Genomic DNA, 14,075 nt, shown 5'->3' with positions numbered 1-14,075 from the left:
CGCTATAAAAAGCAACCTCCTTGTATTTAACTAATTAATAGTGAACTAAATGGATTTATGTATGTTATTATTTTTTAATGATCTTAAATAAATCACTAACACCTTCATCGGTAATTCGAATTAAATAAAGTCCGTTTTGGTAATCTGAAAGATCTATGTTAACACGGCTCTCAAGAACATTTATTCTTTTAATTAAACCGCCTTGAATATTAAATACTTCTACAGTAGAAGTGGTTTTTACACCTTCTATAATCACGTAACCATGAGTAGGGTTTGGGTAGACAGAAATGTTTTCAAGTTTTTTATTGCCAACCGAAAGTGTTCCGTTGAAGGTTAAGCTAAACCAATCGGCATTCCATTGCCATTCTGTTGCGCCGGTTGATTCAAAACGAATGGTACGAGTGCCACTTGATATATCAATACTTCCCGACCCATCTTGGGTTACATAATTATCCCAATCTCCTGTTCCTGAAAGTGATGTTGTATTTAACAATATGCCATCTACATAGGTGTTAACACCTATGCCAGTTGTGGCTGGTGAACCTGTATGGTACTGAATGGTATAAGAGCCGCTTGCAGGAATATCAACAGTGTAGTCTGCCCAGTCTCCAGAAGTATTATTGTTAAATCCGTTAGAACTCACAATCATTCCACTTGAGGAACCTCCTGTATTTACTAGAGTTTCAGCTTCAATATAAATAGTTTTAGAAACAGAAACTGTACATGTCGCAGATATATTGGAATCTGAAGTAGATGTGGCGGTGATGATTGCTGTTCCGTCTGTTAATCCAGCGGTAATTACGCCGTTTTGGTCTACCGATACCGTACCATTGTTTGATGACCAAACAACATCCTTTTCTGTAGTGTAGGAAGGGTTTAGTGTAGCGGTTAGTGTTTTGTTTCCACCTGGGAATAAGTGTGCTGTTGTTGGCAAATCAATTGAAGTTACAGGAACCGAAACTTCATTAGATTGTACCGTAATTAAAACGTCATCATAAATCGTGCTTGAATCTGCTGAGGTTGCTCTAATCATAGAATCTCCCGTTGATTTTCCTGTAATTTCACCAGTACTAGCATCAACGGTGGCTACTGCTGTGTTACTAGAACTCCAGATGATGTCCTTATTAAAGGCATCTAGAGGTAAAATAGCCGCAGTACGCGTAATCATTTTTCCGGTTTCCACTGCTGGTAATCCATCTTCAATTGTTACGGAAGCAACACCAATATGAGCCTTGATTTCAATATCTTTTGTTTTTGTATCTAAAACATTGTTACCATCTTTTAAACTCACTCTAAAAGAATAACCCGTTCCCGGAGCTGGAGCATTAGCTAAATTATAGGTAACCGAAACGGTATCATCCCCCATGACGCCTACGTTTTGAGTTCCAGACCCCAAAACCGTTGATCCATTTAATAATTCTACCATAACAGTACGGGCTCCCATTGCTGTAATAGGTACTTCCACCGATTCTGTAGTAAACGGACGAATAAAATCAGGTAAAGCATTGGTAAATACCGTTTCATTTCCTGCAATACGAACGCTAACTGTAATCGCATCAGAGATATTGGTACCTTTAACTTTAGCTGTGATTATTGCCGAGCCACCAATAACTTTGCCTACTACTTTTCCAGAAGCAAGTACTTCGACGATGTCTTCATCACTTGAAGTCCATTCAATTTCGGGAGCATTGCTTGGCGTAGGGTTTAATTGTAATGTTAGCGGTGTATTTACGTAATGATCGGTTGTAAAGGCATCACCTTCTAAAATTTCTATTGAAGTCACCGCAGAAATTTGGTAAGGCATGGCTTCAATAGTTTTGGTATCAAGAATACTAGCCGATTGTGTGCTTGTGGCTGTGATTATAGCCGTACCTGAGTCGGCAACCGCAGTTACAATTCCGTTTTCATCTACTGTAGCCACACTAGTATCTGAAGATGTCCAAGTTAATCCTTTGTTTGTTGCGTCTTTTGGAGTAAAAGTTGGTACAATCGCTAAATTGTTTCCGTTCATTAAAGATTCGGTATCGCTACCTAAATCGATAGACACTAAATCTATGTTAGCAGTATCAGTACGCCCTGGGTCTTCATCCATATCCCAAACTTGTAGCATTACTGAAGTAAAATCTGCTTGTTGTTGGCGTCTAAAATAAATGGTGTTTTCACCATCAACTAAATAGCCTGTTGGTACTTCTATTTCTAATACGCCAAACCAGCCGCCCTTCCAGCCGCCTTTAACATAACCACGGGGGTTGACAAGCATTGGTCCGTTTTGAACCACTTCGTTGCCATTTACCAATAAAGAATGTACTTGCATAGTTCCACCAATACCAGTTGATCCATCGGTAGGATTGTAGAAAAATCCACCAATTCTAACGACAGCTTCACCTTTTGATGGTTTCACAACATTAGGAATTGTTGTTGTAAAGTTGTTAACTCCTTCTAAGCGACAAAGTAGCGTGCCTCTTGAGTTCTTCCCAGAAGTAAGCGGAGCTGACATGTATTTTGTTTCCTTAGATTCTTTGTCAATAACTACATTATTGGAGTAAGTGTAATCCAAAACAATCGTAGAATTAGGTTTTAATGTGACCTGAGCAGGTGCATCAGTTAAATTTGCAATCACATATTCTGGCTCCCCTTGGCTTCCAAGGTTCGGATTGAAAAATAGGTGACGCATTTCTACATTAGCTACGCTATTTGCCGCGCCTGTATTAAAGGTATTTAAGTTTATAGTTTTAGAATCGGCTTCAGCATTATTCAGAATTAAATATACATGTTTATCTTTTACATAAGCATCTACTTGAACATCCAGGTTGTTAGATTTGGAGTCAATACGTGTGCCTTCAACATCTTTCCATAATTCAAAATAATAAATAATAGGGCTCCAACCCCAACCACCTGTTGGTTCATTCATAGTCCAAGTAGCTTCATCTCCTGTCCATTGGCCTTTTGGTTCAAAGAGTGTAGCTCCATCATAACGTTGTATGGTTGTAGCGTTTTTAAAATGTGCTCCCCAAATTGCTTTTGCTGGAGCAAATGGCATGCTCATGACTACATGAGAAGGGCGTTCTAAAAACTGCATAAACATTTGGTTGAAAGGTTTTAAAAATTCCCAATCTCGACGTCTGTCTGGAAGACTATTAATATATGTGGTGTTTACTGCTCCAAACTCAGATAAAACAATGTCTTTTTTTGCTCCAAATGAATAGTTATCATACCATTCCAATAAATCTAACATAGCGGCTGTATGTCCTCCAGATCTAGTTGTTGCTTGTGCATCGGTAGCATTTGGCCAGTCGTAAATATGCACACCGTAGAAATCCATATCGGCACCGGCATAATCGATAAATCCTTGCCATAGGTAATCCCATTGCCACCAGTCGTCGGTTCTTCTATCCCAAGCCTTTGGCCAACCGTTTACACCAGAAAGCATATTGTCGTATAAGGCATTGGCTTCTGGGCTGGAGTTGTCATACCAAAACTGTCCGTCGGTACGTGAAGGAATACCATCTTGTTTGAAAAAGTCATGCTGTCCTTGGCACATACCTCCAATTAAAGGGGCTTGACTACCTAGTCTACCACGAACCTCTTGAGCTACCAATTTATGGTATTCCCAGTTTTTCTCTAGACTAGAAATAATCATTCCGAAGGAAGGGTTCATAAAGTTCATGTCTGGCTCGTTATAGCATTCCCAATATTTTGGAAGTCTAAACCCCGGTTCTCCAGGGGATTTTGCAAAATAGTGGTCCATATATTTGCCTACCCAATCTGCAGAAGCATCAACATCTTTAACAAACCATCCGTCTTTTCCTTTACCAAATGTTGGATGCCAAGAAAGTCCAGAATACATGGGACTGGTGTCATTTATACCCATAATCATGTTATTGGTTTTGCCTACATACTGTTGCCCTGATATAAAATCTGCAGAAGACTCCCATGCTTTTAAACCGTTAGAATGTGCTATCATTTGGGCTTCATTGGCCCAGCCTGGATTATTGGGGTCTTCTTCTACACCCTGCATTTTCCATGTGGCCGATCCGGTTTCTCTTCCAAAATACACGCCAAGGTCATTAATGAGGTAGTCCAGCTTGTCTTCCTCGCCTTTCCAGTCGTTTTCGAAAGGCGTGGAGTGGATGGTCATGTGTCGCTCTCTACCGAAATCGGACACATTTTCCACCGAGTGTTTCATGTTTAGGTTAACATCTACATTAACATTTTGGGTAAATCCCGTACCATAATATAGGAGTCCTATACCAAGTATCCATTTGTTTTTGTTTTTCATTGTTTTAGTTGTATTTAGTATGATAAAATACCTCAATATCTTTTCATTAAAAGAGCTATGACTTGGAGTTAATCTGTGACGGTACAAGTTTTCTTAAGTCCTATTAAGCTTCATAATTTATAGAAATTGGGAGGCAATAAAATGCCTAATTGGTTTAGTGGTTTGTACACGAAGTACTACTCTAGTATAAAGGGTTAGTAAAAAGGCTTTCTGGGTGAAAAACGCGTTAAAAAGTGACTTTGGAAGGCCATACAAACATTTACAGTGTGCATTGACACAATTGGGTTGTGAGAATGTCTAAAGTGTTTTAAATAAGATCCTTAAAAAGAGTAATGCGTTTTTTGTAATAGTGGTATGTTATAATTTCTACCAGATAAAACCTAGGTTTACCTCAAGCCATGTTTACGGAATTTCGAAATGATGTGTGAAAATAAGCTTCTAGAGTAAGTTCTGTTTTATACGGCGTGGGAATCCAAATCCACTGAAGGCTGTATTCTCTTGAAGTATGTGTTTTCAAGCCAAAATGGGCTAAAAATAAGTTGACTTTTTTCATGTTATATTTGTTTAGTAGTTAGGGGTAATCTAGATGTGGTTAAGTAACTGATTTCAAAATTATCATAACAATCTATAAGTCAGACTGTTTTAACTAGATTATAACTTGACAAAAAAAAGTAGTGTCGATAAATAGTGTTTTTTTTTAAGATTATTACTAGACATAAACTTGATTGCTAAATTTCACCATGGTAAGAAGATGTTTACTGGTTTAAATAGCTATCAAAAACAGTGACCTTATATGGTATTTGTTTTTCATGTTTTTTGTGAGATGTTTTTTTGTCGATTTTATCGCACAATTAAAATTTTGGTTTTAGGTAGGAACTCCGTTTAAGTTAGGAAACTGGATGTGTTTAGAGTATAAATGTTACGTTAATGTTAGTTAATGGATTTCTTAACCGTATGAATATTTATATTTTTATAAAATGAAAGTCCTCATTGTTTTTGAAGATTTCGCAAAAGTAGACTTACGAATAGGTACTATTATAGCAGTGCATGATTTTCCTGAAGCCAGAAATCCGGCTTATCAATTGCATATTGATTTTGGACCATTGGGAGTTAAAAAAACATCAGCACAAATCACAACACTTTACAAAAAAGAAGACTTGATGAACAGACAGATTATAGCAGTGCTCAATTTTCCGAAGAAACAAATCGCTAAATTTATGAGTGAATGTTTAATTCTAGGCGCTGTGAAAGGTAAAGATGTATTACTTTTAAACCCTGAAACTGGAGTTAAAAACGGAACTACCGTAAATTAATTAGGGTTGATAACTCCATTTTTTAGGAGATTCAATAAAAAACATTAAGAAGTAATAATCGTTTGAAATATTTTTTTTTAAGAATTGTAAGAGGATATATGAATATAGGAATGTTTTTCTATTTCAAAAAAATAACCGTTTACAATAAAGAACGTGTACCTAAGGATAAACCTGTCCTCATTTTGAGTAATCACCAAAATGGCTTAGTAGACCCGCTTTTATTAGCTGTGCGGTTTGAGCGTTTTTTCTATTTTTTAACACGTGCAGGTGTATTCACGAAGCCATTATTAGCAAAGTTGTTTTATGTTTTTCAAATGCTTCCTGTATACCGTATTCGTGATGGTTGGGGGAATTTAACCAATAACAATGCGATTTTTCAAAGCTGTACCAGACTACTAAGTAGGGGAGAGACGGTGGTAATATTTCCTGAAGGTGGGCATGATTTAAGGCGTACGGTTCGTCCGTTAAGTAAAGGGTTTACAAGAATTGTATTAGATACTTTAGAGCAATATCCAGAAACCGATTTACAGTTGGCCCCTATGGGTTTAAATTATGCAAACCCTTTAAAGTTTCCAGATAGTGTTGCCATATATTTTGGAAAACCTGTGAATGCTAAAGATTTTTATACTGGCGAACGAAATAATGATGTGGTACGGTTAAAATCGAGAATTCAAGCAGAACTTTCCGAACTTACCGCGGTTATTCCTATTAATAATTATCCTGAAACACTTAGTAAATTAGAGACTTTAAATGTAGATTATCTTAATCCCCAAGCAGTGAATGCTTGTATAAAAAATGATTTTAAAGTGCCAGTACCGAAACCAAAGGATAGCCTCGTAGGTATAAAAAAGGTGTTTCGTTTTTTACTGACATGTAATTTTATTATGCCCTATGCAGTTTGGAAATATTATGCGCAACCAAAAATTAAGGAACTTGAATTTGTAGCCACTTTTCGTTTTGCAGTCACTATTGTTTTAGGACCACTTTGGTTATTGTTAACGGCATTGGTTGTTGGTCTAATTTTTGGATTAAATATGGCTTTAGCTTACGTTTTGGTTAGTTTAATTATCGTATTATTAGCGGTAAAATTATAGCATAAAAAAACCGCAAAACTTAGGCTTAACGGTTTGTAATTTATGATGCTATTATATTAAATATCGTCAAAGTTGATATCTGTAAAGCTGCCAGGTGTTTTTAATTCGTCTTCAGTAACACGACTTGTTGGATCGTAGTCTTTTTTGAAGTCTTTTTGATGACGTTCACTAATCACTTCATCTCCTTTTTCATTGATGATATAATCAGTCATTTCAGATAAAATGGCTTTAAATTCTGAAAAATCTTCTTTATATATATAAATTTTATGTTTTTTGTAATGAAATGATCCGTCGTCGTTTGTGAACTTTTTACTTTCTGTGATTGTTAAGTAGTAATCATCTGCTTTAGTAGCTCTTACATCAAAAAAATAAGTGCGTCTTCCTGCTCTTAAAACTTTTGAAAAAATTTCCTCTTTCTCCATCATACCGTTATTATTCATAGTTGAATTAAAATTTATTTATAATCATAATTGTATCAAAAATCTAAAAAAAACCGTTACTAAGCAACAAAATTTGAGGTTTCTTTTTGAAATGCCCTTTTTCGTTGTATTTAATTAAATAATATGGTTGGTGCCTTTAGTTTACTCGATAGATTTACAGTGGGTTAGCTGTGTTTTCGCTAAGCTGTTTTAAATACAAGTGCTTGTAGTAACCTTCTACATTTATTAAGCTCTCGTGCGTACCTTCCTGAACTATTTCACCATCTTCTAATACTATAATTTTATCGGCATTTTTTGCTGATGAAACCCGGTGACTCACTATAATGCTCGTTCTTCCTTTAGAGAGTTTATTAATATTTCTTAGTATTTTCTCTTCCGTTTCGGTATCTACGGCAGAAAGACAATCATCGAACAATAAGATTTTTGGTGATTTTATAATCGCTCTGGCTATGGAAACACGCTGTTTTTGTCCGCCAGAAAGCGTAATGCCACGTTCTCCTAAAACAGTATCATAGCCTTTATTAAATTTGATAATGTTTTTGTGAACCTGTGCGTTTTTTGCAGCTTCAATAACATCATCATCGCTAGCTTCTTGGTTACCAAATTTGATGTTGGTTTTTATACTATCGGAAAATAGAAAAGCATCCTGTGGCACATAGCCTATACTATTTCTTAATTCATTTAAATTAAGCTGATCAATCTCGGTATCGTTAATCAAAATAGATCCTTTGTCAATATCGTAAAGGCGCCCCACTAAATCTAGAACCGTTGATTTTCCAGAACCGGTTTTCCCTAAAATGGCTAATGTTTCTCCTTCTTTAATATTAAAACTAACACCTTTTAAAGCTTTAATATTGGTGTCGTCGTAGGTGAAATGTACATTTTTAAAAACAATGTCTCCAGTTATTTCTGTATGATTAGACGTGTAGTTTCTTATTTCGGGTTCTATTTTTAGGAACTCATTAATTCGTTTTTGCGACGCTTCGGCTTGTTGCACAATGGAAGTCACCCAGCCTACAGTTGCAACGGGCCAAGTTAGCATATTTACATAAATAATAAATTCGGCAATGGTGCCAATGCTTTCTATTTCACCATCAATATACTGCATGCCTCCAACATAAATAACAAGTAAGTTGCTCATGCCTATAAGTAAAATCATCATAGGGAAAAACCAAGCTTGGACTTTGGTTAAGTCTATCTGTTTGGTTTTACTTTCCTTGGCTAATGTGTTGAAATTTTCAGAAGTTTGTGGTTCCATACCATACGCTTTTATCACCGAAATTCCACTAAAAGATTCCTGTGTAAAGGTTGAAAGTTTAGATAAGTATTCTTGAACAACCGTACTACGTTTGTGTATTTCTTTACTTAGTTTATAAATAATAATCGATAAAATAGGTAAAGGTAAAATGGTGTATAGTGTTAATTTTGGCGACGCGTTAAACATGTAAATAATCACAATAACGAAAAGTGCTACCGTGTTGATACTATACATGATGGCGGGACCAGCATACATACGAACACGACCAACATCCTCGGTGATGCGGTTCATTAAATCGCCAGTTCTATTTTTCTTATAAAAGTTCAAGGAGAGCTTTTGGTATTGCTCGTAAATTTCATTTTTTAAATCGTACTCAATATAACGAGAGACATTAATAATGGTTTGTCTCATAAAGAAAGTAAGAATACCACCTATAATGGCAGCTCCTATAATGTATAAAATGGCTTCGGTTAAATCGGTTTTTATCGAGGCTTCTGTAACACCGCCTTTTAAATAATTTTCTATAATTACAAAAATCTCTTTGATGTAACGCGGTGTAAAAAGTAGAAATATTCTAGCAATTATAGTAATTACAATACCCGTTAAAAGATGTGTTTTGTATTTAAAAAAGTATTTATTAAGGTGCTGTAATTCTTTCATTCAATATTTAAAATTGTAGAACAAATATAGGGTATCTATGATAATTAACACCTTGTAAGTATCGGGCTATTTGTTAAATATCGTTAAAGCTATTTAACGATAATAAAACATAATTTACTGTACTAGTTTTTAAATATAGTGTTATTTTTGCAGCGTGAAAATAATAAAAAACTTCACCTATTTTAATTAAAGTTCTTTGTAATGATGTTAAGCAGAAGACATATTCGTGTGAAAGTAATGCAAACCATGTATGCTTTTAAAGGTAGTGAAAGTGATGATTTTAGTAAAGATCAAAAGTTTCTAATTTACAGTATTGAAAATATGTACAATTTGTACCTTCTAATTATTTCTTTATTAATTGAAGTACAAAAAAGAGCAGAAGACGATTTACAAAAGAAACAAAACAAACACCTTGCTACAAAGGAGGATAAAGATCCTAACCGAAAGTTTGTGAATAACGAACTTTTAAAACTCTTAAAGGATAACATTCAATTAGAAGATGAGATTAATGGAAATGCACATATTAACTGGGCATTAGATAGTGAGTATGTTGATGTTGTTTTTAAAGCCATCACCTCAAGCGATTTATATGTGGAGTATATGAAAACCCGTGTTTCAGACTTTAAAGAAGATCGTACTTTTATTGTAGATGTGTTTAAGGACATCATTGCACCTAACGAAAAGTTATACGAATATATAGAAGATAAGAATTTAACCTGGTTAGATGATTTACCAACTGTAAATACAACCATTTTAAAGTTGCTTAGAAAAGCTAAAGTTACTTCACCTGAAAAACATTTTACACCAAAACTATATAAGGATATTGAAGATAAGCAGTTCGCGACAACCTTATTCAAAAAGACTTTACTAAATAGGTCGGCAATAAATAAGGAAATCGAACTTAAAACCCAAAACTGGGACGCAGAACGTATTGCAAATGTAGATTATGTGTTACTGCAAATGGCTATTTCGGAAATTAAAAACTTCCCATCAATCCCAGTGAAAGTAACGATGAACGAGTATTTGGAAATTTCTAAAGAATATTCAACACCAAAAAGTAGCATATTCATTAATGGTATTTTAGACAAGTTAGTGAAGGAATACGAGGCGGAAGGCACCTTAAATAAAATTGGTCGAGGCTTGATGTAAGGTGTTACTGATAATATCTGTTAAGAAAATTGCAAAAATTTTTAATAGTATAAATAATTACTATTTTTACGCACCAAACCCAAAAAAAGAAGGAATATGAAAAAAATAATTTTAGGATTAAGCACCTTATGTTTAATCGCATTTACATCTTGTAAGGATAATGCAGCGGCAAAAATTGATGAAACAAACGTAGCGGTAGCGGCAGAACGTGATGCTAACGCTTCAAACTTTCCAGTATTAGAATTCGATAAGAAGGAGCATGATTTTGGTGAAATAGAAGCTAAAACACCTGTTGAAACTGTTTTTAGTTATACAAATACAGGTAATGCACCTTTAGTAATTACCGACATTAAAAGTTCTTGTGGTTGTACGGTACCTGAAGATTGGAGTAGAGAACCATTAGCACCTGGAGCAAGCGGAAAATTTACAGTAAAGTTTAATGGTAGCGGATCTAATAAAGTTACTAAATCAATTACGGTTACAGCTAACACTGAAAAAGGAACTGAAGTTGTTAAAATTTCTGCCTTTGTGAAACCAGAAGCTGCCAAAAGTTAAATAACAGCTTAATAGCTAAATCTATAAATAATGAGTGAAGGTATTGGTAGTTTACTGCCGTTTGTATTAATGTTTGTGGTAGTGTATTTCTTTATGATTGCACCACAAATGAAACGCGCAAAGAAAGAAAAGAAATTTGCAGCAGATTTAAAACGTGGCGATAAAGTGATCACAAAAAGTGGTTTACATGCTAAAGTTTTAGAATTAAATGATAAAGACGGAAGTTGTGTTTTAGAAACGATGTCTGGAAAATTGAAATTCGATAAATCGGCAATTTCAATGGAGATGAGTACGAAACTTAATGCTCCAGAAAAGAAATAATTATTTTGATAATTGATTACTAAAGCTCCCAATTTGGGAGCTTTTTTTTGCTCCATACTTTTCTTGTTAAATTATCTTAACGTTTCAAATTTGCTATTAGGGGTATAATTACCTAAATTTGGCTAATGAGAAAAGGAATACATGAAAAGAATTGCAGAATATTTAACTTCAACTTTCTAGTTTTTAGAAACCAATCTGACAAATTCATTCCACCTTCACGTTAGCTTTCATATCCATTATCGATCTCCCTTTATAACGATTACCTTGTAGATATGTTTGATGTAATTTCAGCTATATTTAAAAGGTAAATTTTATTTAAATGCACGTCTTGTTGTATCTATAAATTAGATGTAAACTATTTTTATGTCCGAAACCAAATCAATGACCATAAAAACATTTGATGCCTTTACAAGGTTATCAATTAACGATATTAACCGCACGGCCAATTTTATTTATGCTAATTCTGGTGATTTTAGAGATTCTAAAAGCGCCATAAGGAAGTCCTTGCTATATGCTGCTAAGGAAATTGCCGGCTTGGGCGGGTATGTTTTTATAATGGAGGATGGAGACCAAATTGTAGGCGCTGTGGTGGTAAATAAAACAGGAATGAACGAATATTTATCTGAAAACATATTGGTTTATATCGCTGTGAAAGAGGCGTATAAAGGAAAAGGGATTTCCTCAGATTTGATAAAACATACTAAAAAGTATTGCAGAGGAGCCATTGCAATACATATTAATAAACATAATCCTATGATTGAGTTATTTGAAAATGAAGGATTTGAGGCTCGTAATATTGAAATGCGATTAACTAGATAATAAAGATTAATTGCATAAAGTTTAAAACCGAATACATGAAAATTTTATATATTAAACGTCAAATACAATACGATAAACAATACAGTATTAAAATGGGCCAATTAATTACGAAAGTTACTTCTATTAAAAAGTATCTTTTTGGAATGCCCATTAAAACACTTCGTATGAATAAGGAAACTTATTATAAGGAAGTAAGCGATAATAACAACAAAATGTTGTTCGTTTAAATTGAAGAAAATCAAGCTATTAATTAAAATAAAATAAGTTAAAAAAACAGATGAAAGTACTAGTAATCGGAGCCGGAAATATGGGATTAACCTATGCAGAAGGCATGTCGAAGTCAACACTTCTAAAAAATAATAACATTATGGTTCTTGATAATAGCGAAGAAAAGCTAAAACAACTTGATGAAATTCCATATTTTGATGCTCATAGAGATTTAAAAGATTGTGTGCCAGCGGCAGATATCATCTTTATAGCGGTAAAACCATTTCACGCTGCTAGCGTTTTTGAAAATATAAAGCCTTATACGAATAAGGAGCAAATAATTGTTTCTGTTATGGCAGGAGTAACTATAGGTGCTATCAAAACAATGTCAGGACTTGACAAAGTAGTTCGAGCAATGCCAAATTTACCAGCACAAATAGGTAAAGGATTGACGTCTTTTGTGGCTTCACCTGAAGTTTCTACTCAAGAGGCGTCTAACGTAGAGATTTTGTTAAACACGACAGGGAAATCTCTAAAAGTTTCAAGTGAAAACTTCATTGATGCTTCAACTGGTATCTCAGGAAGCGGACCAGCATATGTATTCTTTTTTATGGAAAGTATGATGAATGCTGCTACAGAAATGGGCTTTTCTAAAGAAGATGCGACTACTTTAGTTTCGCAAACTTTTGCAGGCGCTGTAGATCTTTTTAATCAATCGGATATTACGCCTAGAGAATGGATGGATAGAGTTGCTTCTAAGGGCGGTACTACCAGAGCAGCTTTGAATTCTATGGAAGATAATAAAGTAAATGTGTTAATTAGAGATGCCGCATACGCTGCGTTTAATCGTGCAATTGAATTAGGACAAGAACATTAAGATGTATAAAGAAAGAATAGTTATTAAAGTTGGTACCAATGTGATGACCAACAAAGACAACAGAATTGTTAGACCTGTTTTACGAAACTTAGTTAGACAAATCGCTGAACTTTACGATCGAGATATCATGGTGGTTTTAGTATCCTCTGGATCTGTTATTGCAGGTAAGGAAGTATTAGGTAAAGCTAAAATTAAAAATAAAACACAACGTCGTCAGGTGTATTCTTCAATTGGGCAACCAAGAATGATGCGTTTGTATTACAATATTTTTTATGATTACGGAATGAAATGTGCACAGGTATTGCCTACCAAACGTGATTTTTCTCCTGGAGTTCATAGAGAAAATATGATTAGCTGTGTAGAAGGCTTAATGCAAGAAGGTGTTATCCCTATTGCCAATGAAGATGATGCTGTTTCGGTAAGGAATTCGATGTTTTCTGATAATGATGAGTTAGCCAGTTTAATTGCGCAATTAATTGAAGCGGATAGACTTATTATTTTAACAGATATTGACGGACTTTACACGGGGCACCCTGAAGCTAAAGACAGTAATTTAATATCTAATGTAGATCCTGAAGATGATTTGGGACGTTATATTAAAAGTAGTAATAAAGCTGAAGGTGAAGGCCGTGGTGGAATGGGGTCTAAGTTAGACTACGCTCAGGCAGCTGCCGCTAACAATATACCAACTTATATTGCAAATGGTACAAATCCAAATACCATTATAGATATTATCGACGGAAAAGATGTAGGTACAAAAGTATCTCTATAAATAATGTAGACATTATCTATATTTTGTCTGATATTATACCATTTTAACCATATAATATCGCATATAATTTGTTTCTTTTTCATCCATATTTCAATATAAAATAAAACCGTAGCTACTGCTATGCTTGAATTTTCTATTTCATCTGAACAAAAAATAATTCAAATTAAAAATACGACATTATACAATTAAATTGTTATCAAAAAAGCTTCCCGTTTGAGGAAGCTTTTTTAGTTTTTAGTAGGATCTCAAATCGAGCGCAGTCGAGATTGCTTTTTTTGATGTCGAAAAGTTATCGAGTCCGCCCGAACACCGTGAACAAGCAAGTTCAGAG

Annotated in this window: 13 protein-coding genes; 9 read left to right on the top strand and 4 right to left on the bottom strand. The window is 34.6% G+C overall.

The window, feature by feature from the left end:
- Positions 1 to 67 precede the first annotated feature (67 nt).
- The gene (locus KO493_RS15525; protein WP_216068898.1) at positions 68 to 4,279 is read right to left on the bottom strand and encodes an Ig-like domain-containing protein; all 4,212 of its coding nucleotides are present in this window, start codon (positions 4,277 to 4,279) and stop codon (positions 68 to 70) included.
- 391 nt (positions 4,280 to 4,670) lie between these two features.
- Positions 4,671 to 4,832, bottom strand: a complete 162-nt coding sequence (locus KO493_RS15520) for a hypothetical protein (protein ID WP_216068897.1) — start codon at positions 4,830 to 4,832, stop codon at positions 4,671 to 4,673.
- Between the two features lie 424 nt (positions 4,833 to 5,256).
- Between KO493_RS15520 and KO493_RS15515 the strand changes: the two genes are divergently transcribed.
- The gene (locus KO493_RS15515) at positions 5,257 to 5,592 is read left to right on the top strand and encodes a tRNA-binding protein (RefSeq protein WP_216068896.1); all 336 of its coding nucleotides are present in this window, start codon (positions 5,257 to 5,259) and stop codon (positions 5,590 to 5,592) included.
- A gap of 62 nt (positions 5,593 to 5,654) precedes the next feature.
- Complete coding sequence (locus KO493_RS15510) at positions 5,655 to 6,686, top strand: lysophospholipid acyltransferase family protein (RefSeq protein WP_252723252.1); 1,032 nt, start codon at positions 5,655 to 5,657, stop codon at positions 6,684 to 6,686.
- 56 nt (positions 6,687 to 6,742) lie between these two features.
- Here KO493_RS15510 and KO493_RS15505 read toward each other — a convergent pair whose 3' ends face one another.
- Together KO493_RS15505 and KO493_RS15500 are read right to left on the bottom strand one after the other, a co-directional pair.
- A complete protein-coding gene (locus KO493_RS15505) occupies positions 6,743 to 7,126 on the bottom strand; it encodes a PUR family DNA/RNA-binding protein (RefSeq protein WP_216068895.1) in 384 nt (127 codons plus the stop codon).
- A gap of 154 nt (positions 7,127 to 7,280) precedes the next feature.
- Entirely contained in the window at positions 7,281 to 9,044 is a 1,764-nt protein-coding gene (locus tag KO493_RS15500; protein ID WP_216068894.1) for an ABC transporter ATP-binding protein, read from the bottom strand.
- 201 nt (positions 9,045 to 9,245) lie between these two features.
- Here KO493_RS15500 and nusB point away from each other — a divergent pair, with 201 nt between their 5' ends.
- The 7 genes from nusB (at position 9,246) to proB (ending at position 13,744) form a co-directional block, all read left to right on the top strand.
- Positions 9,246 to 10,193, top strand: a complete 948-nt coding sequence (gene nusB / locus KO493_RS15495) for a transcription antitermination factor NusB (protein ID WP_252723251.1) — start codon at positions 9,246 to 9,248, stop codon at positions 10,191 to 10,193.
- Positions 10,194 to 10,289: 96 nt separating this feature from the next.
- Positions 10,290 to 10,748: a DUF1573 domain-containing protein gene (locus KO493_RS15490; RefSeq protein ID WP_216068893.1), complete on the top strand. Its 459-nt coding sequence runs from the start codon at positions 10,290 to 10,292 to the stop codon at positions 10,746 to 10,748.
- Positions 10,749 to 10,778: 30 nt separating this feature from the next.
- Positions 10,779 to 11,069 carry a preprotein translocase subunit YajC gene (yajC, locus tag KO493_RS15485; protein WP_216068892.1) on the top strand — a complete coding sequence of 97 codons (291 nt, stop codon included), beginning with the start codon at positions 10,779 to 10,781 and terminating at the stop codon, positions 11,067 to 11,069.
- A 363-nt stretch (positions 11,070 to 11,432) separates the two neighbouring features.
- On the top strand, positions 11,433 to 11,888 hold the full coding sequence (locus KO493_RS15480) for a GNAT family N-acetyltransferase (protein WP_216068891.1): 456 nt from the start codon (positions 11,433 to 11,435) through the stop codon (positions 11,886 to 11,888).
- A 35-nt stretch (positions 11,889 to 11,923) separates the two neighbouring features.
- The gene (locus tag KO493_RS15475; protein ID WP_216068890.1) at positions 11,924 to 12,115 is read left to right on the top strand and encodes a hypothetical protein; all 192 of its coding nucleotides are present in this window, start codon (positions 11,924 to 11,926) and stop codon (positions 12,113 to 12,115) included.
- 50 nt (positions 12,116 to 12,165) lie between these two features.
- Complete coding sequence (gene proC, locus KO493_RS15470) at positions 12,166 to 12,972, top strand: pyrroline-5-carboxylate reductase (RefSeq protein WP_216068889.1); 807 nt, start codon at positions 12,166 to 12,168, stop codon at positions 12,970 to 12,972.
- Between the two features lies 1 nt (position 12,973).
- A complete protein-coding gene (gene proB / locus KO493_RS15465; RefSeq protein WP_216068888.1) occupies positions 12,974 to 13,744 on the top strand; it encodes a glutamate 5-kinase in 771 nt (256 codons plus the stop codon).
- Positions 13,745 to 14,075: the final 331 nt, after the last annotated feature.

The sequence above is a fragment of the Pseudotamlana agarivorans genome (assembly GCF_018860245.1).
GTDB classification, from domain to species: Bacteria; Bacteroidota; Bacteroidia; order Flavobacteriales; family Flavobacteriaceae; genus Pseudotamlana; species Pseudotamlana agarivorans_A.
This window is presented reverse-complemented; position numbering and strand designations above follow the sequence as displayed.

Bases quoted from the DNA above. Each gene is read 5' to 3' on its own strand.
- KO493_RS15520 (WP_216068897.1), bottom strand. From the start codon at position 4,832: ATGAAAAAAGTCAACTTATTTTTAGCCCATTTTGGCTTGAAAACACAT.
- KO493_RS15515 (WP_216068896.1), top strand. From the start codon at position 5,257: ATGAAAGTCCTCATTGTTTTTGAAGATTTCGCAAAAGTAGACTTACGA.
- KO493_RS15505 (WP_216068895.1), bottom strand. From the start codon at position 7,126: ATGAATAATAACGGTATGATGGAGAAAGAGGAAATTTTTTCAAAAGTT.
- yajC (WP_216068892.1), top strand. From the start codon at position 10,779: ATGAGTGAAGGTATTGGTAGTTTACTGCCGTTTGTATTAATGTTTGTG.
- proB (WP_216068888.1), top strand. From the start codon at position 12,974: ATGTATAAAGAAAGAATAGTTATTAAAGTTGGTACCAATGTGATGACC.
- KO493_RS15500 (WP_216068894.1), bottom strand. From the start codon at position 9,044: ATGAAAGAATTACAGCACCTTAATAAATACTTTTTTAAATACAAAACA.
- proC (WP_216068889.1), top strand. From the start codon at position 12,166: ATGAAAGTACTAGTAATCGGAGCCGGAAATATGGGATTAACCTATGCA.
- KO493_RS15475 (WP_216068890.1), top strand. From the start codon at position 11,924: ATGAAAATTTTATATATTAAACGTCAAATACAATACGATAAACAATAC.
- nusB (WP_252723251.1), top strand. From the start codon at position 9,246: ATGATGTTAAGCAGAAGACATATTCGTGTGAAAGTAATGCAAACCATG.
- KO493_RS15525 (WP_216068898.1), bottom strand. From the start codon at position 4,279: ATGAAAAACAAAAACAAATGGATACTTGGTATAGGACTCCTATATTAT.
- KO493_RS15480 (WP_216068891.1), top strand. From the start codon at position 11,433: ATGTCCGAAACCAAATCAATGACCATAAAAACATTTGATGCCTTTACA.
- KO493_RS15490 (WP_216068893.1), top strand. From the start codon at position 10,290: ATGAAAAAAATAATTTTAGGATTAAGCACCTTATGTTTAATCGCATTT.